This window comes from Bacillus cereus group sp. BfR-BA-01316, assembly GCF_022664195.1.
GTDB lineage: Bacteria > Bacillota > Bacilli > Bacillales > Bacillaceae_G > Bacillus_A.
On sequence record NZ_JAKUGX010000007.1, the window covers coordinates 135,917 to 152,623 of the forward strand.

Consider the following 16,707-nt stretch of genomic DNA (forward strand, 5'->3'; position numbering starts at 1 on the left):
AATTATATTAGTCCCTTGTTTTGTAAACTATAGAAACAATGAGAAGTCCACAAAACGAACTTGTCAGTCCAGATACTATTATACCTCCTATTTGGAAAATATGAAAATAGGGGTCTAATAACGCGTGAACGATAAATATAGTGGCTGCCACAACGATGGATGAAGCCCAATATTTCTTTTTTTCCGAAGTTAAACTAGTATCTCTATCCATTCTTCTTCTATATTTCCATAGTATATATACTAGTAATAGTAGACCAAAACAAGTACTCCCATGCTGTAAAAATTTATAAATTGGAATACTATATACTTCTTGCTGTAACAGCGGTAATTTCATAACAAAATAGCCTGTCTTATGGGTAAAAGCATCCCAAACTACATGCGTCACCATACCGAATAAAGCAGAATAGCAAAATACAAAAATATCTTTCCATGTATAAAGCCCCCACTTTTCATCAGCTATATATTTATAGTACGTAGCAAACGGCTTAGGTAGATGTGTTATAAACGGTCCTTTTAAAATACGATGATATGCATATGCTAATAAAAAAACGAGTGGTAAATTCAAATATAAGAAACCAGCCCATGTATGGCCAATAATACCGTATGGCCTAAAATGTAAAAAATATTCAAAATCAGGTGCCATACTACCTAATATAAGAGCCGTCACTGAAATATAACTAGAATGTTTCTTAGCAAAAGGGAGAACAGCTGCTGGATGCGCGAATGTAAATGGCATATTTAACTCCTTTTCATATTTCCAATAGAATACATATTATCATAACGATATGAACAATCTCTATGCAATATTTATTTTCACATTGGAATATGATAGTTTAAATGTTATAATCCACATGAAATATTCAGAAAATAAGGAGGAGTTCCTGTGTCGTTAACACTAGTCTTTTTTCTTGTTCTGTTTATCTTGTTTTTAAGTACATACATCGGCTTCTTTCTATGGAAGCACTTAAAAATTATAAAATATATGCCTGCTCTCGTTGGCTTTATAAGTGTTCTTTTCATTTTTATATGGAAGAGAATGTCTTTCGGCTGGGAAGGCCTTGGTTTTTGTGCACTTCAATATATAACTTTATCCCGCATTAACGGGCAGTAAGACTCCCACCTCAAAATTTGGCTAGAACAAAGAAGTTAGGTGGGAGATGAACAAAACCCCCACTGATTAAAGTTTCACTTTATTAGCAAGCTGTCTTACACTTGTATTCGCTGCTTTTTTAGAAACAAAATCCTTTATGAATTGAGGTTTATATATTGATTGAAACACCCTTTTTAAAAAGCGTCTCATTACAAAAAGAAAATATCCCTAGCTTTTCCGCATATCCATACTGTTTACCCGCCATTCGAACATTACAATCACTCGTTTTCCACCCGAATGTAACATTCATTATTGGAGAAAACGGAACAGGTAAATCAACATTACTCGAAGCTATTGCAGTTGCTTTAGGTTTTAATGCAGAAGGTGGAACGAAGAACTTCCGTTTTAACACGTACGATTCACATTCATCTTTACATGAATGCCTTCGTATTTCAAAAAGTTTTAATACCCCAAAAGACGGCTTTTTTCTACGTGCTGAATCATTTTATAATGTTGCTTCTTACATTGATGAAATGGATAACGATCGAGAAGGACTTGGGGAAAAAATTATTAATTCCTATGGTGGTATCTCACTACACAAACAATCCCATGGAGAATCATTCTTCTCATTATTTATGAACCGCTTTTCAGGACAAGGTTTATATATTTTAGATGAGCCTGAGGCAGCTTTATCACCGATGAGGCAACTTTCAATGCTCATTCGCATGCACGAGCTAGCTGAACAAGGTTCACAATTTGTTATCGCAACCCATTCTCCCATTCTAATGGCTTATCCTGAATCTACTATATACTCTTTAACTCAAGAAGGAATTCACGAATCGACATTAGAAGAAACAGAGCATTACCAAACGACGAAACTTTTCTTTGAAAATCGCGATCGATTATTTCATCACTTATTTGAGTCATAAAAAAAGAGGCAGCAATCGCTGCCTCTTTTTTATAATGCTTCTATAAATAAAGCTACTCCAATACCGCCTCCAACGCATAGAGAGGCAATACCTTTCTCTAATCCACGTCTTTTTAATTCGTGAATTAAACTTACCGTAATACGAGCTCCCGTACAACCAATTGGATGTCCAAGTCCTACACCACTACCGTTTACATTCACTTTCTCACGGTCTAACCCTAACTCTTTCTCTACAGCTAGGTATTGTGCAGCGAAAGCTTCATTAATTTCAAGTAAATCTGCATCTTCTAATGACCAATCTACTTTTTCTAATCCTTTGCGAATTGCTGGTGCTGGTCCAATACCCATAATTTTCGGATCTACTCCCGCTACTGAATATCCAACAATTCGAGCTAACGGTTGTAAACCTTTTTCTTTCGCTTTTTCCTCACTCATTAATACTAAAACTGCACTTCCGTCATTAAGACCAGATGAATTCCCTGCAGTTACTGATCCGTCTTTACGGAAAGCTGGTTTTAATCCTGCTAATTTTTCAGCTGTAATATCTGCACGTGGATGTTCATCCTTTGCAAATACAACTTCTTTTCTACGTTCTTTTATTGTAATAGGAACAATTTGGTCGTCAAAGTATCCAGACTCAATCGCTTGCAGCGCTAATGTATGACTACGAAGCGCAACTTCATCTTGTTCCTCTCTTGTAATTTCATATTGTTCAACTAAATTTTCCGCTGTTTCACCCATCATAATATGGTGAATCGGATCTTCTAAAACTTCCCACACCGTATCACGAATTTCTCCGTGCTGTAGACGTTGTCCCCAGCGGTGTTGTTTTAATGCATAAGGGCTCGAGCTCATTGCTTCTACTCCACCTGCAACAACAATATCACTTACACCTAATTGGATTTGCATTGCAGCAGACATAATTGCTTGCATACCTGAAGAACATTGACGTTGAATTGTATAACCAGTAACTGTGTCAGGAAATCCTGCCGCTAATGCAGCTGTTCTTGCCGTATTTGCTTCATCAGTTCTTTGAATACAATGACCTAAAATTACTTCATCAACTTCATGTGGCTCTACTCCGCCTCTTTTTACAGCTTCCTGAAGTACAGGAACAGCTAATTCTACTGGTGTTATATTTTTTAGTGCTCCTCCGAAAGTTCCAATTGGTGAACGAACTGCAGCTGTAATGACAACATTATGCATTTTGTACTTGCCCCTCTCTTATGTACCCTAGTAAATTTTTAGATGGAATTCCATAAGATGTATGTCTACAGTTATCATACTATAAACATACCAAAAAATCAAAATATTTAATATAATAAAAATAGAAGGAATTCACCTTCTATTCTGTCAACGCGTATAGGAATTTTTGTAATATCTTCTCTGTCGTTTCATTCAATTTCGGTAACTTATCTACTGGAAAATATTGAAGTTGTAACCCTTCATGATCGAGCTTTAATTCTCCGCTTACATGATGTGCCTGATACAGATGAATCACATTAAAAATTTCATCTCCATTTGGATAACGGAAATAAACTTCCTTTCCTGAAAGAACACCAAGAAATTGCATTATTTTTGCACTTAACCCCGTCTCCTCGAATAATTCTCTACGAGCAGTTTCTTCTGTCGTTTCTCCCAGTTCCATTGCCCCGCCAGGCACACCCCAATCATATGTATCTGAACGATATTGAAGCAATACTTCTTGATTATCATTTAATATAATAATTGCTGATCCTACTAAAATAAGTGGTCTCGTACCAACTACTTTGCGTAACTCTTCAATATACCCCAATATGTAAACTCTCCTTTCCTCACCCTTCCTTATCATAACAAAATTCTCTTCCTTTTGTTGCTGTAATTTTCAATAAAAAAGGAAGCTTCCGCTTCCTTTTTTTACCGTTATCCCGCTATTTGCGGGCAGTAAGACCCCTACCTCAAAATTCAGCGAAAGCAAAGAAGTTAGGCGGAGGTCGGGCTGCCCGTAAAAGCCCGATTGGTTCAACTAATAATCAGTGCGGGATGGACAAAACCCCCACTGATTAAAGTTTCACTTTATTTCTTAAAACTTTCGTATTTTACAGCTTCAAAAGCTTCTTCAATTTCCTCATTGCGATAATGGACATACGTAAAACGCCCTAATTCTACTAATCTAGCTATTTCTTGTAACGCTTTATGCTGATCATATGTTTCTTCAATTGTAATATGTACATAAAACTTCATTAATGGATGTTCATATAAAGGTTCTCCCACCTCTACATATACATCTTCAACCCCTTGCACAACTCTTACATAGCTCGCAAATTGATAAAGAGCTTCTCTGTCTGAAACGATTTTTAATGTATACATATATTCTCCCCCTTTTCTTTACTATATCAAAAAGATGACCATACTACGTTATAGAACTATGAAATTTTTTCGACTTGTATTATATATATTCGTGCGATAAACAAGGCGTTTATCCATACATAGAATCTTTCCCCACATATATTATAGAAAGAATTTTTTCATTTGAGGTGTTCCTTATGGATTCATACGTTAATATATGTGTTTGCATTACTCCAGGCGCCGATATTTCTGACGACCGTATTGCAAAAGATTTAGCAGTTGCAGAATCAATTTGGCATCCCATTACATTTCAAATTAAAGAAGTAATTGTACTAAACGAACTTTTCCGTTTTTCTAATCGGGAAATTAGTTATAAAAACTCCATTCAAAGTCAGGAAAAATTATCATCCTTTTTTCAAACTTGTGTTAACGAATCTCCTGAATGTGACCTTTATATTTGTTATATTGGCAGTGATTATTTCAAAGAAACCGCAGTAATCGCTTGCGCTTACTCTCTAGCGAAACAACAACAACTTACTGGTTACATCGTTCTAACAAACTCAGCTGCTCCAATGAAAAATATATACACCCTCGCTCACGAAATTGGTCATATTTTATTTACAAGACGAATTCATGGAAAACTTACGCACGCAGATCCCCACTCTCCAACTGGTTCTGAACACCACCCTTCTCCCTCAAACCTTATGTACCCTATAGTCCCTCGTCCTGATCAAGTTCACATCAATTCATTATTAACAAATGAACAAAAAGCGCTCTCTTTACAAAGCACTTTATTACAAAGAAAAAAACAGTAACGATATTGTTACTGTTTAAAACAACATATTCCAATCAACAAACCAAATACCGGCTGCGAGAAATAAAAACATACAACTAAAGATAAGCGTAATCCCCCTAAAAATCCCTATATAATATTTCTTTGGAAATACTTTTTTGCATATCCAGAGCAGCCCTTTTCCTATTAAACCGAAAAACAAAACATATCCTGATGTATCATCTAATAAAGTATTAAAATATTCATCATGTATTCTTCTAGTTTACACTTTTTCTCTCTTCATTTTTTAAAGACCATCTCATTAATACGTATAAACTACCGTACAGAAGTAAAGGCTCTAACATTCCCCAATACAGGTTTTTCTTTCCTAACTCTTTAAATACAAACATAATTATTAGCGGTATAATGACAGCTAATATTCCAATCCAGCCAAGTATGTACGCTTCCCCAATTAACAATACTAATAAGACAATTCCAGCTAGTATATAACTTTGCATAGTAGTTAATTGCAATACAGGTGTCCCATACCATTTATTCATAAACATTAATAACACTAGTAATAGAATAGGAACCATTACTATTATGTAAATAATACCAAACTCTACTAACTTACTTTTAAAAGAAGACATTCTAAACGCAATAATTGTTCCAATAATCGTAATTATTAAGACGATAGGATATCCAATCAACTGCACATTCGTTAATATAAATTCATGATTTGGGCTTTCAAATAAAATATTTGTAAGTAACCAATATCCACCAATACCAATAATCATTCCTAAAATACTTTTTATACCCCCGCTTTTATCCTTCTCCATCTCATTCGCTAATTCTTCTGCATACTCTTTTGGTGAGTCACCAAATATATCACTTACCGTCTTCCCCTTTTTCTTACCTTCTATTAAATGAAGTTCTGCATCTTCGAGAAAAGCGTCCACGTCTTCTTCTTTAATCCCCTTCGTTATTAAATACACTTTCGTATCGATTAAAAACTTTTCCCCTTCTTTAGAAACCTTCATTATAACCCCTCCCTTATTTAACCGTTTCTCTTCTATTCGTCTTCATCATAATTTCAACGAAAATTAAAATAAATAAACTTCCGTATAAACACATAACTTGAAATAACATTGGCACGAGATCTTCCGATGTAAATGTTTTAAACACTAACATAATAGAAAGCGGAATAATTAAATATAAGTTTTTAAACCATCCTTCAAAATACAGATTTATAACTACAGTAATGACAAAAATTATCCCAGCCATTATACAACTTTGAACTAGAGTGAACGTAAACATCATTGTAGGATATATCACATCTAATATCGTAACTGCTCCTAACAGAAACATTGGCGCTATCATGACTAAAAACCACATAGAAAACCATGTTTTTGTAAAACTCGTTAAAAAGGTCATTTTACGAATTAAAACATTCGGACCAATAATAGCTAGAATCAAAGTAAAACTATATCCAACACATTGAATCAGAGAAATCTGTAGAAGGCCATTATTGACTACTAGAATAGAAGCAATAATCCAAAACGAAACGATATTCATTACCGTAAACCCAATTTGCTTTCACGTTTCCTGTCTATCCCTTCCCATTACTTTTACAAGTTCATTTGCATATTCTTTCGGTGAGCTTCCGAAAATATCTTCTACACTTTTCCCTTCACTCTCACCTTCTATTAAATGCAACTCTGCATCTTCTAAAAAGCTTTCAATATCACTTTCTTTCACACTCTTTGCCGTCAAAAACAATCTCATATCCAATAAAAAATTTCGCGATTCATTTGATAGCATTATTTTTTTCTCCCCTTCCCTTCAAGTAAACGCTCTACACTACTTTGCATCGCTTCCCAGCGATCCATAAATTCAACTAGTGCTTCTTCGCCTTTTTCTGTTAATGTATAGTATTTTCGCTTTGGGCCAGATGGAGATTCCTTCATTACACTTGTTATTAATCCTTCCTTTTGCATTCGTATTAATAACGGATAAATACTCCCCTCACTTGCCATTGTGAAACCATATTTCGCTAGTTTTTCACTCATTTCATAACCATATATTTCACCTTCAGAAATAATAGCAAGGAGGCAACCTTCTAAAATCCCTTTTAGCATTTGACTTGTCGACATAATTCAAATCCTCCCACTATCTTGTTTTACAAGATAGATAAACATAAGTATCTTGCTTTACAAAATAGTATAGCAGAGACTATTTTGCAAAACAAGATAGCTAAATATATTTTTCCAAATGTTTGCAGGAATTTCATTATCACCTCTCTAAATAGAGCAATAAGAGAACTTTTATTATGAAGGAGTGTTTTTCATCATGGTTACAAATCGAGTTGTCTTTTTAACAGGTGCTGCGAGCGGTATTGGTTATGAAATGGGTAGTGCTTTTGCAAAAGAAGGTGCGAAAGTTGTCATTAGTGATCGCCTTGAAGATCGTGCAAAAGAAGCTGCTGAACAATTACAAAAGGAAGGATTTCAAGCTATCGGTTTAAAATGTGACGTTACATCCGAAGAAGAAATTACAACAGCACTTTCTCAAACAGTTAGTCATTTCGGTTCATTAGATGTATTAATTAACAATGCAGGAATGCAACATGTTTCACCGATTGAAGATTTTCCAACTGAGAAATTCGAGCTTCTTATTAAAATTATGCAAATCGCTCCATTTATCGCCATCAAACATGCTTTTCCCATTATGAAAAAACAAAAATATGGCCGGATTATTAACGTCGCTTCTATTAACGGTCTTGTCGGATTCGCTGGAAAAGCTGCCTACAATAGTGCAAAACATGGCGTAATTGGATTAACAAAAGTTGCGGCCTTAGAAGGTGCTACCCATGGTATTACTGTAAATGCCCTTTGTCCTGGTTATGTCGATACCCCTCTTGTACGTAATCAACTAGAGGATTTAGCTACTACACGAAATGTACCACTTGAAAATGTTTTAGAAGATGTTATTTATCCACTTGTACCACAAAAGCGCTTATTACAAGTACAAGAAATTGCTGATTATGCTATGTTTTTAGCGAGTGAAAAAACAAAAGGCATTACTGGTCAAGCTGTCGTTATTGATGGTGGATATACTGCTCAATAAAAAATAAAGTTTGCTCACAAAGAGCAAACTTTATTTTACTTTCTATCGCGAGGATCTTCATACTTTAGTAATTGTTGAGGGAGTTTCTCAATTGCAACAATTACTCCGTCTAATTTGCTTTCAATACGATGTAGTAAATATATTGTTACAACAATTGGAAACCCCACATTACCTATCATCGAGATCCACTCTTCCATCCTTCTCTCCTCCCTTCATTACATAAATAAGAGGAACAGAGAATCTTAGGCATAAAAAAACAAGCTATTTGTGATTAGCTTGTTTTTTCAAATAATGATGTAATTTCTTGCTTATAATCTCCACGTAAAATACCTTTCTCAGTTATAATTCCTGTAATTAATTCATGCGGTGTTACATCAAATGCAGGGTTAAATACAGGCGTTCCAATTGGCGCCACTTGTTTCCCAAAAATTTTCGTAACTTCTGTTTCATCTCTTTCTTCAATAACAATTTCAGCACCTGTTTGTTTCGTAATATCAAACGTAGATAACGGAGCTGCAACGTAAAATGGGATACCGAAATACTTTGCTAATATAGCTAAATTTAATGTTCCTATTTTATTAGCAGTATCACCGTTTTCAACGATTCGATCTGCCCCTACGATAATCGCATTAATTTCTTTCGTTCGAATTGCATGTGCTGCAGTATTATCCGTAATAAGCGTTACATCAATGTCTGCTTGCTTCAATTCCCATGTCGTTAAACGACCACCTTGTAAAACCGGTCTCGTTTCACACGCATACGCATGTAAACGCACGCCCTTCTCTTTCCCAATATAAAATGGGGCTAATGCTGTTCCATATCTAGCAGTTGCAATACTTCCAGCGTTACAAATTGTTAAAATTTTATCACCGTCTTTAAAACATGTTAAAGCATGTTCTCCAATACTTCGGCATACCTTTTCATCCTCTTGCTGAATACGAAGTGCTTCTTCTAATATTTTTTGTGCTTCTTTTATTGTAGCAATCCCTCGTATAGCTTCTCTCATGCGATCAATTGCCCAAAATAAATTGACTGCCGTCGGGCGTGATGTCCCTAAATAGTTACAATCTCTATTAAACTTCTTTTGAAATTCATCGATATTTGTAGCATCGTATTTCTTTGCCGCAAGCGCCAAACCAAACGCAGCTACAATTCCAATTGCAGGTGCTCCGCGTACTTCTAACATAATGATACTTTTCCATACATCTTCAACATTCGTTAATGTTTTGTATTCAGTGACATGTGGCAACTTTGTTTGGTTTAATACCGCAATGGCATCTCCTTTCCAACTTACTGATCTCGGAACAGTAATGATTGTACTCATGCCTTTACGCCTCCTGAAATTGTATGTTGAAATAATGTTCGGAACAGTTGTATATCTGCACTCTTTGATTCATATTTTAATAGTTCTCTTCCTAAATAAAGTGCTTGTTTTTTAGCTTGAATTCTTCTTTCTTTATCTGATATTTCATCTAAATCTGCTACGTGTGCTAGACCAATTGTTCTACGAATAAGTTCACATCCAGCAAATCCAACAATATCACTAAAAATATTTCGCAAAATAATTGGTAACCATTGTTTCTCTTTCGTATATACTTCTACACCTTCTCCAATCCATAGCTTTGTAAAAGCTTCTACAAAATAACTCCATGTTTTCTCGATATGGAAAAATAGCACAATTCTTTTTTCCTCTTCACGCGATAACGCATTTAATAATAAATTTGCAATAAATTGACCAAGATCAAATCCAAATGGACCGTACGTTGCAAATTCTGGATCAATTACTTTCGTTTCAGAAGGCGATGAAAATATACTACCAGTATGTAAATCCCCATGAATGAGCGCTTCTTTTCTCGTTAAAAACTTATACTTATACTGTGCTACTTTTAATTTTAAAGTTTTGTCACTCCACAGTTCATCAACCGTTAGTTGTAACTCTGGCTCATAATCATTCGTATCATAATGACCAAACGGATCTGTAAACACTAAATCTTCTGTTATTTTACTAAGATCTGGATTAACAAATTCACTATCTAACACTCTTTTCTCTTCTGAACGTACGCCGAAATCTGAAGTATAAAATAAAACATGTGCTAGAAAGCGACCAATATGCTGGGATAGAAGAGGATACTCTTCTCCATCTATTAATCCTTTTCTTGTAATCGTTAGTCTTGATAAATCTTCTATTACTGTCACTGCCAACTCCTCATCATGACTGTATACTTCTGGAACGTATTCCGGTACATACTTCGCAAAAATTTGCAGTGCTTTACTTTCAATCGTTGCTCTTTTTATTGACAATGGCCAGCTCTCGCCAACTACTTTCGCATATGGAAGTGCTTGTTTTATTATAATTGTCTTCTCTCCATCATCTAATTTGAATACATAATTTAAATTGCCATCTCCAATTTCATGGCAGATTACATTCGCTTTCTTTTCAAAGTATCCATGTTCTTTTGCGTAGTGTACAGCTGTTTCTTCTGTTAATGAATAATATCCCATCGTCTTCTCCCCCTTTTAATTCAGAGGTTTTTCTAGCACAGAAAAACCTCTTTCCACGAAGAAAGAGGTTTGAAGTTTATCTTCTCCCCTCTTATCTGCCAGAAAGTTTACTTTCTGCTGGAATTAGCACCGTGCCTTTTGGCGTAATAAACGCCCCATTTCACAATGGTATTACGGTCGGTTGCTGGGCTTCATCGGGCCAAATCCCTCCACCTGCTCTTGATAAGAGTTGTATAATTTTTTCGAATTTTTAACTTTATGATGAAGAATATACCAAGAATAAAAATCACTTGTCAATATTTTATTTATATAATTCTGGGCGGCGATCTGCAAAAACTGGAATTCCTTTACGAACTTCTTTAATCTTTTCTAATTTCAGCTCCCCAAATAAAATAGATTCCTCTTCATCTGCCTCTACTACAACTTCTCCCCAAGGATCCACAATTAAAGAATGACCTGCAAACTCATTATTCGGATCCTTTCCGGCTCTATTACATGCTACAACATAACACTGGTTTTCAACTGCTCTCGCCTGTAAAAGCAAACGCCAATGCGCTAAACGTACTAATGGCCATTCTGCTACAACAAATAAAACTTTTGCACCTTTAGCAGTATGAACACGCATCCACTCCGGAAAACGAATATCATAACAAATTGTGCCAGCGCACTCTACATCATCTAGCGTAAATTCACCCGTACCATTACCCGCTACTAAATATTTATGTTCATCCATAAGCTGAAATAAATGCACTTTACTATATTCATTTACTAGCTGTCCTTCGCGGCTTACAACATACATCGTATTTGTAACACCTTGCTCTGTTTGCTTTGCTATGGAACCACCAACAATATGTACACCATATTGTTTCGACCATTCTTTCAACATTTCTTTCGTTTTCAATCCATCCCTATCTGCAATCTCAGAAAGCCTTGTTAAATCATATCCTGTTGTCCATAATTCTGGTAAGACGATAATATCTGGTCTTTCCTTCATCGCCTCGTTTATTTTACTTTTAGCATTCTCAATATTTTTTTCTACATCTCCAAAGATAATATCCATTTGAATACATGCGACTTTCATTTTGTCCGCCCCATTCTTAATTTTTTCTTTACAAAATACTGGAAAGATTATATCATTTGTCACTAGAATTGTAACAACTTTCAAAAGAGGTGGAAAGTATGAAATTATTTCAACCTTCCAAAGTAGTAACATCATTGCCAACACAATTTTTCGCTTCACTTGTTGCAAAAGTTAACAAAGTCGTTGCAGCTGGTCACGATGTTATTAATCTAGGTCAAGGTAATCCAGATCAACCAACACCGCAGCATATCGTAAAAGCTTTACAAGATGCTGCCGAAAAGAGCATTCATCATAAATATCCGCCATTTCGCGGACACGAAAGCCTAAAAGAAGCCGTAGCAGCCTTCTATCAGCGTGAATATGATGTAGTAGTAAATCCAAAAACTGAAGTTGCTATTTTGTTTGGTGGAAAAGCTGGATTAGTAGAATTACCAATTTGTTTTACAAACCCTGGTGATACCATTCTGGTTCCTGATCCAGGCTATCCAGATTATTTATCCGGAGTTTCTTTAGCAAAAGCGCACTTTGAAACAATGCCGCTTATTGCAGAAAATAATTTTTTACCGGATTATACAAAAATTGATGACTCTGTTGCCCAGCGAGCGAAGTTAATGTTTTTAAACTATCCAAATAACCCTACCGGTGCTACAGCATCAAAAGAATTCTTTGATAAAACCATTCATTTTGCTAATAAACATAACATATTAGTTGTTCATGATTTTGCTTACGGTGCTATCGGATTTGATGGTCAAAAGCCTGTTAGTTTCTTGCAAGCAGACGGTGCCAAAGATACAGGAATTGAAATTTACACTTTATCGAAAACTTTCAATATGGCTGGATGGCGTATTGCTTTTGCAGTGGGGAATGAAAGTGTCATCGAAACAATTAACCTATTACAAGATCATATGTATGTTAGTATTTTTGGTGCAGTTCAAGATGCTGCCCGCGAAGCACTATTAGGCTCGCAGTCCTGTGTGGTAGAACTTGTTAATAGTTATGAATCTCGGAGAAACGCTCTTATTTCAGCTTGTCACTCAATTGGTTGGAATGTAAACATTCCAACAGGATCATTCTTTGCATGGCTTCCTGTACCAGAAGGATATACATCTGAGGAATTTTCTGATATTTTACTAGAAAAAGCACACGTTGCAGTTGCTCCTGGTGTTGGATTTGGTGAGAACGGCGAAGGGTATGTCCGTGTTGGTCTCTTGCATACAGAAGATAGATTACGAGAAGCAATTAATCGAATTGATAAATTAAATTTTTTCAAAAAGTCATTGACAACATAAAAAATATCTGACAAAATTCAGTTATCTTAAAAATTTAAACATTTCTAAATACTTCTTATCAAGAGCAGGTGGAGGGACGAGCCCGACGAAACCCGGCAACCGATCTACAATTGTAGACACGGTGCTAATTCTCGCAGCGTTACGCTGACAGATAAGGAGCTGGTTGTAAAAAAACCTCTCCTTAGCTGAGAGGTTTTTTTATTTAACTAGGAGGTTATAACAATGAGCGGAATTATAGCGACATATTTAATCCACGATGATTCTCACAACTTAGAAAAGAAAGCGGAACAAATTGCAATTGGTTTAACAATTGGTTCATGGACTCATTTACCACACTTATTACAAGAACAATTAAAACAACATAAAGGCAATGTCATTCATATTGAAGAGTTAGACGAACAAGAACATATTAACTCTTATCTTGGCAAAAAAGTATCACGTGGAATCATTAAAATTCATTATCCATCGCTGAACTTCAGCCCAGACTTACCAGCCATTTTGACAACAACATTTGGAAAACTTTCGTTAGATGGGGAAATTAAACTAATTGATTTAACATTCTCAGACGAATTAAAGAAACAGTTCCCTGGACCGAAATTTGGAATTGAAGGCATCCGAAACCTTTTACAAGTTCAAGATCGCCCTCTTCTAATGAGTATTTTCAAAGGGATGATAGGACGGAATATTGGATATTTAAAAACTCAACTACGCGATCAGGCAATTGGAGGCGTAGATATTGTAAAAGATGATGAAATTTTATTTGAAAACTCATTAACACCACTTACAAAAAGAATTGAATCTGGGAAAGAAGTTTTACAATCTGTATACGAAACTTACGGACATAAAACTTTATACGCAGTAAATTTAACAGGGCGAACTTATGATTTAAAAGAGAACGCGAAACGTGCGGTGGTAGCTGGAGCAGACATTCTTTTATTTAATGTATTTTCTTATGGATTAGATGTACTGCAATCACTTGTAGAAGACGATGAAATTCCAATTCCTATTATGGCACACCCAGCTGTAAGTGGCGCTTATTCGTCATCGAAACTATACGGGTTCTCTTCTCTATTACTACTTGGAAAATTACTACGTTACGCTGGTGCTGATTTCTCTTTATTCCCATCACCATACGGCAACGTTGCATTAGAAAAAGAGGAAGCTCTTCTCATTACAGAAGCATTAACTGAGGAAGACCACTATTTCAAGAAAAGTTTTTCTGTTCCATCTGCTGGAATTCATCCTGGTTTCGTTCCCTTTATTCTACGAGATTTTGGTAAGGATGTCGTTATTAATGCCGGCGGCGGGATTCATGGGCATCCAAATGGAGCTCAAGGTGGTGGCAAAGCTTTCCGCGCTGCAATTGAAGCTACTTTACAAGGTAAACCACTCCATGAAGTGGATGAAATAAATTTGCATAGCGCACTACAAATATGGGGAAATCCTTCTCATGAGGTGAAATTATGAGTATTCAAGTATTTTGTGATTTCGATGGTACGATTACAAATAACGATAATATCATGTCCATTATGAAAAAATTCGCACCACCAGAAGCAGAGGAAATTAAGCAAAAAATTTTATCGCAAGAACTTTCTATTCAAGAAGGTGTTTCTCAATTATTCCGATTAATACCTATTAATCTACACGATGATATTATTCAGTTTTTACAAGAAACTGCTGAAATACGTACAGGTTTTCATGAATTCATACAATTTATTAATGAAAATAACATTTCCTTTTACGTTATATCAGGTGGAATGGATTTCTTCGTCTATCCACTCTTACAAGAAATAATCCCTAAAGAACAAATTTATTGTAATGCAACTGACTTTTCAGGAGAATTTGTTGAAGTTAAATGGCCGCACCCTTGTGACGAGCAATGTCAGCATAGTTGCGGTCTCTGTAAATCATCATTAATTCGTAAACTAAGCTCTAAAGATGATTTTCATATTGTGATAGGAGATTCCATTACTGATTTACAAGCAGCAAAACAAGCAGATAAAGTATTCGCCCGTGACTTCCTTATTACAAAATGTGAAGAAAATCATATTGCTTATACATCCTTTAACACATTTCACGATATTCAAGTCGAATTACAACATTTGTTGGAGGTGAAATCATGAAACAACTTTTTCGTCAATGGTATGACTTAAGTGAAATAAAAAAAGAATTAGCAACTCGGAATTGGTTTCCAGCAACGAGTGGAAATATTTCTATAAAAGTCAGTCATGATCCCCTTACTTTTCTTATTACAGCAAGTGGCAAAGATAAAACAAAAACCACTCCAGATGATTTTCTATTAGTAAATCATCAAGGAGTTCCCGTTTTAGAAACTGAGTTACGCCCTTCAGCAGAAACAATATTGCATACACATATTTATAACAGTACGAATGCCGGGTGCGTACTTCATGTTCATACAACTGATAATAATGTCATCACAAATTTGTATAGTGATAAAGTCACCCTTCAAAATCAAGAGATTATTAAAGCTCTTGATATTTGGGAAGAAGGTGCAACGATTAACATTCCTATTATCGAAAATGATGCTCATATCCCAACGCTTGGAGAGAAATTTCGAAAGCATATACAAGGAGATTCAGGAGCAGTATTAATTCGAAACCATGGCATTACCGTATGGGGCCGTGATAGCTTTGATGCAAAAAAAAGATTAGAAGCTTATGAGTTTTTATTCCAATTTCATATAAAATTATTATCAATTCAAGGAGGCGTTTCTAATGGCGCAAATTCGTATTCATGAGGAAAATACTCGTATTGAAAATGAAGTAGAAGTATCAAGCTTTTTGCAGGGAGAAGATGTTTTATATGAGAAATGGAATATTTCTAAACTTCCTACTCATTTAAAAGAAAATTACTCCTTAACAGATGAAAACAAAGCTGAAATATTAACGTTGTTTTCAAAAGAAATTGCTGATGTTTCAGATCGTCGTGGTTATAAAGCATATGATGTGATTTCACTTTCAAATAGCACACCTAACCTTGACGAATTATTAATTAATTTTCAAAAAGAACACCATCATACTGACGATGAAGTTCGCTTTATTGTCAGCGGTCATGGCATCTTCGCTATTGAAGGAAAAGATGGTCGATTCTTTGACGTTGAACTTGAGCCTGGTGATCTTATATCTGTACCTGAAAATGCAAGACACTATTTTACCTTGCAAGATGATCGCCAAGTTGTAGCTATTCGCATTTTTGTTACAACAGAAGGCTGGGTTCCAATTTATTAAGGTAGTTAGTTGAATAAAAGGGCTTGGACCCCCTTTTCCAACCTTTTATTCACTCTACATATATACATCCTCCTATGGAACAGGCTTATTTCATTAAAATGAAGTAAGCCTGGTTTTTTATCTACTAAAATGATTTATTGCTTTCGTTTGTATATAAATAACCTCTCCAATCACAATTCCACTTTATCAAGTGTATTTTCCAATATTCTTTGAACATTTATTGAACTTTTTTTGAAAATTCTGTTTTGCGTATGATATACTACAACTAATAAGAAGGAAAAGAATATTGCAAACAGAGGGGGATAATCATGAGTTTACTTATCGCACTTATACTAGGAGTTTC

General features: G+C 35.4%; 20 protein-coding genes, 1 pseudogene and 2 riboswitches. Of the genes and pseudogenes, 9 read left to right on the forward strand and 12 right to left on the reverse strand.

The features are described from left to right. Nucleotides 1-7: 7 nt before the first annotated feature. Nucleotides 8-736: a DUF4184 family protein gene (locus tag MR071_RS08725; RefSeq protein ID WP_242235714.1), complete on the reverse strand. Its 729-nt coding sequence runs from the start codon at nt 734-736 to the stop codon at nt 8-10. A gap of 147 nt (nt 737-883) precedes the next feature. Between MR071_RS08725 and MR071_RS08730 the strand changes: the two genes are divergently transcribed. Both MR071_RS08730 and MR071_RS08735 read left to right on the forward strand, forming a co-directional pair. Beyond that, the gene (locus MR071_RS08730) at nt 884-1,111 is read left to right on the forward strand and encodes a hypothetical protein (protein ID WP_105584767.1); all 228 of its coding nucleotides are present in this window, start codon (nt 884-886) and stop codon (nt 1,109-1,111) included. Between the two features lie 155 nt (nt 1,112-1,266). After that, entirely contained in the window at nt 1,267-2,019 is a 753-nt protein-coding gene (locus tag MR071_RS08735) for an AAA family ATPase (RefSeq protein ID WP_105584667.1), read from the forward strand. A 29-nt stretch (nt 2,020-2,048) separates the two neighbouring features. Here MR071_RS08735 and MR071_RS08740 read toward each other — a convergent pair whose 3' ends face one another. The 3 genes from MR071_RS08740 to MR071_RS08750 all read right to left on the reverse strand — a co-directional run bounded on the left by MR071_RS08740 (nt 2,049) and on the right by MR071_RS08750 (nt 4,367). After that, the gene (locus MR071_RS08740) at nt 2,049-3,224 is read right to left on the reverse strand and encodes an acetyl-CoA C-acetyltransferase (RefSeq protein ID WP_105584666.1); all 1,176 of its coding nucleotides are present in this window, start codon (nt 3,222-3,224) and stop codon (nt 2,049-2,051) included. 139 nt (nt 3,225-3,363) lie between these two features. After that, nucleotides 3,364-3,813, reverse strand: a complete 450-nt coding sequence (locus tag MR071_RS08745) for an NUDIX hydrolase (RefSeq protein ID WP_002145954.1) — start codon at nt 3,811-3,813, stop codon at nt 3,364-3,366. A 260-nt stretch (nt 3,814-4,073) separates the two neighbouring features. Next, entirely contained in the window at nt 4,074-4,367 is a 294-nt protein-coding gene (locus tag MR071_RS08750) for a DUF3928 family protein (RefSeq protein ID WP_242235716.1), read from the reverse strand. Nucleotides 4,368-4,543: 176 nt separating this feature from the next. On the opposite strand from MR071_RS08750, the gene MR071_RS08755 reads away from it, so the two are divergent. Beyond that, the gene (locus tag MR071_RS08755) at nt 4,544-5,161 is read left to right on the forward strand and encodes an ImmA/IrrE family metallo-endopeptidase (RefSeq protein WP_105584663.1); all 618 of its coding nucleotides are present in this window, start codon (nt 4,544-4,546) and stop codon (nt 5,159-5,161) included. Nucleotides 5,162-5,176: 15 nt separating this feature from the next. Here MR071_RS08755 and MR071_RS08760 read toward each other — a convergent pair whose 3' ends face one another. From MR071_RS08760 to MR071_RS08775, 4 genes and pseudogenes are all read right to left on the reverse strand, one after another. Continuing rightward, entirely contained in the window at nt 5,177-5,392 is a 216-nt protein-coding gene (locus tag MR071_RS08760) for a DNA-binding protein (protein ID WP_105584662.1), read from the reverse strand. Nucleotides 5,393-5,396: 4 nt separating this feature from the next. Beyond that, nucleotides 5,397-6,158, reverse strand: coding sequence for a DUF1129 domain-containing protein (locus tag MR071_RS08765; RefSeq protein ID WP_242235718.1), 762 nt, complete (start codon nt 6,156-6,158; stop codon nt 5,397-5,399). A gap of 13 nt (nt 6,159-6,171) precedes the next feature. Further along, nucleotides 6,172-6,939: pseudogene (locus MR071_RS08770) on the reverse strand (DUF1129 domain-containing protein). Continuing rightward, entirely contained in the window at nt 6,939-7,271 is a 333-nt protein-coding gene (locus MR071_RS08775) for a PadR family transcriptional regulator (RefSeq protein WP_105584661.1), read from the reverse strand. Before MR071_RS08775 ends, MR071_RS08770 begins: the two are co-directional and overlap by 1 nt. A gap of 196 nt (nt 7,272-7,467) precedes the next feature. On the opposite strand from MR071_RS08775, the gene MR071_RS08780 reads away from it, so the two are divergent. Then, nucleotides 7,468-8,244 (forward strand): 3-hydroxybutyrate dehydrogenase, encoded by a 777-nt coding sequence (locus MR071_RS08780; RefSeq protein WP_105584660.1) that lies wholly within the window; start codon nt 7,468-7,470, stop codon nt 8,242-8,244. A 35-nt stretch (nt 8,245-8,279) separates the two neighbouring features. Here the strand turns inward: MR071_RS08780 and MR071_RS08785 are convergent, their stop codons facing one another. The 4 genes from MR071_RS08785 to MR071_RS08800 all read right to left on the reverse strand — a co-directional run bounded on the left by MR071_RS08785 (nt 8,280) and on the right by MR071_RS08800 (nt 11,911). Then, entirely contained in the window at nt 8,280-8,441 is a 162-nt protein-coding gene (locus tag MR071_RS08785) for a YvrJ family protein (RefSeq protein WP_219919914.1), read from the reverse strand. 74 nt (nt 8,442-8,515) lie between these two features. Continuing rightward, complete coding sequence (gene mtnA / locus MR071_RS08790) at nt 8,516-9,568, reverse strand: S-methyl-5-thioribose-1-phosphate isomerase (protein ID WP_242235720.1); 1,053 nt, start codon at nt 9,566-9,568, stop codon at nt 8,516-8,518. After that, nucleotides 9,565-10,746: an S-methyl-5-thioribose kinase gene (gene mtnK / locus MR071_RS08795; RefSeq protein ID WP_105584658.1), complete on the reverse strand. Its 1,182-nt coding sequence runs from the start codon at nt 10,744-10,746 to the stop codon at nt 9,565-9,567. The genes mtnA and mtnK overlap by 4 nt, the downstream gene beginning before the upstream one ends. 88 nt (nt 10,747-10,834) lie before the next feature. After that, nucleotides 10,835-10,975: riboswitch (SAM riboswitch) on the reverse strand. A gap of 72 nt (nt 10,976-11,047) precedes the next feature. Next, entirely contained in the window at nt 11,048-11,911 is an 864-nt protein-coding gene (locus tag MR071_RS08800) for a carbon-nitrogen family hydrolase (protein WP_142395769.1), read from the reverse strand. Between the two features lie 14 nt (nt 11,912-11,925). Here MR071_RS08800 and MR071_RS08805 point away from each other — a divergent pair, with 14 nt between their 5' ends. The 5 genes from MR071_RS08805 to MR071_RS08825 all read left to right on the forward strand — a co-directional run bounded on the left by MR071_RS08805 (nt 11,926) and on the right by MR071_RS08825 (nt 16,364). After that, a complete protein-coding gene (locus MR071_RS08805) occupies nt 11,926-13,116 on the forward strand; it encodes a pyridoxal phosphate-dependent aminotransferase (protein ID WP_242235722.1) in 1,191 nt (396 codons plus the stop codon). A 52-nt stretch (nt 13,117-13,168) separates the two neighbouring features. After that, nucleotides 13,169-13,274: riboswitch (SAM riboswitch) on the forward strand. A 64-nt stretch (nt 13,275-13,338) separates the two neighbouring features. Beyond that, on the forward strand, nt 13,339-14,583 hold the full coding sequence (mtnW, locus tag MR071_RS08810; protein WP_105584656.1) for a 2,3-diketo-5-methylthiopentyl-1-phosphate enolase: 1,245 nt from the start codon (nt 13,339-13,341) through the stop codon (nt 14,581-14,583). Then, a complete protein-coding gene (locus MR071_RS08815) occupies nt 14,580-15,239 on the forward strand; it encodes a 2-hydroxy-3-keto-5-methylthiopentenyl-1-phosphate phosphatase (RefSeq protein WP_105584655.1) in 660 nt (219 codons plus the stop codon). Before mtnW ends, MR071_RS08815 begins: the two co-directional genes overlap by 4 nt. Then, nucleotides 15,236-15,874, forward strand: a complete 639-nt coding sequence (locus MR071_RS08820; RefSeq protein WP_242235723.1) for a methylthioribulose 1-phosphate dehydratase — start codon at nt 15,236-15,238, stop codon at nt 15,872-15,874. The genes MR071_RS08815 and MR071_RS08820 overlap by 4 nt, the downstream gene beginning before the upstream one ends. After that, nucleotides 15,852-16,364, forward strand: a complete 513-nt coding sequence (locus tag MR071_RS08825; RefSeq protein ID WP_105584654.1) for a 1,2-dihydroxy-3-keto-5-methylthiopentene dioxygenase — start codon at nt 15,852-15,854, stop codon at nt 16,362-16,364. The genes MR071_RS08820 and MR071_RS08825 overlap by 23 nt, the downstream gene beginning before the upstream one ends. Nucleotides 16,365-16,707: the final 343 nt, after the last annotated feature.

Coding starts and splice junctions, on each gene's coding strand:
- mtnA (WP_242235720.1), bottom strand. CDS start 9,568: ATGAGTACAATCATTACTGTTCCGAGATCAGTAAGTTGGAAAGGAGAT.
- MR071_RS08820 (WP_242235723.1), top strand. CDS start 15,236: ATGAAACAACTTTTTCGTCAATGGTATGACTTAAGTGAAATAAAAAAA.
- MR071_RS08725 (WP_242235714.1), bottom strand. CDS start 736: ATGCCATTTACATTCGCGCATCCAGCAGCTGTTCTCCCTTTTGCTAAG.
- MR071_RS08785 (WP_219919914.1), bottom strand. CDS start 8,441: ATGGAAGAGTGGATCTCGATGATAGGTAATGTGGGGTTTCCAATTGTT.
- MR071_RS08755 (WP_105584663.1), top strand. CDS start 4,544: ATGGATTCATACGTTAATATATGTGTTTGCATTACTCCAGGCGCCGAT.
- mtnW (WP_105584656.1), top strand. CDS start 13,339: ATGAGCGGAATTATAGCGACATATTTAATCCACGATGATTCTCACAAC.
- mtnK (WP_105584658.1), bottom strand. CDS start 10,746: ATGGGATATTATTCATTAACAGAAGAAACAGCTGTACACTACGCAAAA.
- MR071_RS08780 (WP_105584660.1), top strand. CDS start 7,468: ATGGTTACAAATCGAGTTGTCTTTTTAACAGGTGCTGCGAGCGGTATT.
- MR071_RS08825 (WP_105584654.1), top strand. CDS start 15,852: ATGGCGCAAATTCGTATTCATGAGGAAAATACTCGTATTGAAAATGAA.
- MR071_RS08815 (WP_105584655.1), top strand. CDS start 14,580: ATGAGTATTCAAGTATTTTGTGATTTCGATGGTACGATTACAAATAAC.
- MR071_RS08775 (WP_105584661.1), bottom strand. CDS start 7,271: ATGTCGACAAGTCAAATGCTAAAAGGGATTTTAGAAGGTTGCCTCCTT.
- MR071_RS08765 (WP_242235718.1), bottom strand. CDS start 6,158: ATGAAGGTTTCTAAAGAAGGGGAAAAGTTTTTAATCGATACGAAAGTG.
- MR071_RS08805 (WP_242235722.1), top strand. CDS start 11,926: ATGAAATTATTTCAACCTTCCAAAGTAGTAACATCATTGCCAACACAA.
- MR071_RS08740 (WP_105584666.1), bottom strand. CDS start 3,224: ATGCATAATGTTGTCATTACAGCTGCAGTTCGTTCACCAATTGGAACT.
- MR071_RS08750 (WP_242235716.1), bottom strand. CDS start 4,367: ATGTATACATTAAAAATCGTTTCAGACAGAGAAGCTCTTTATCAATTT.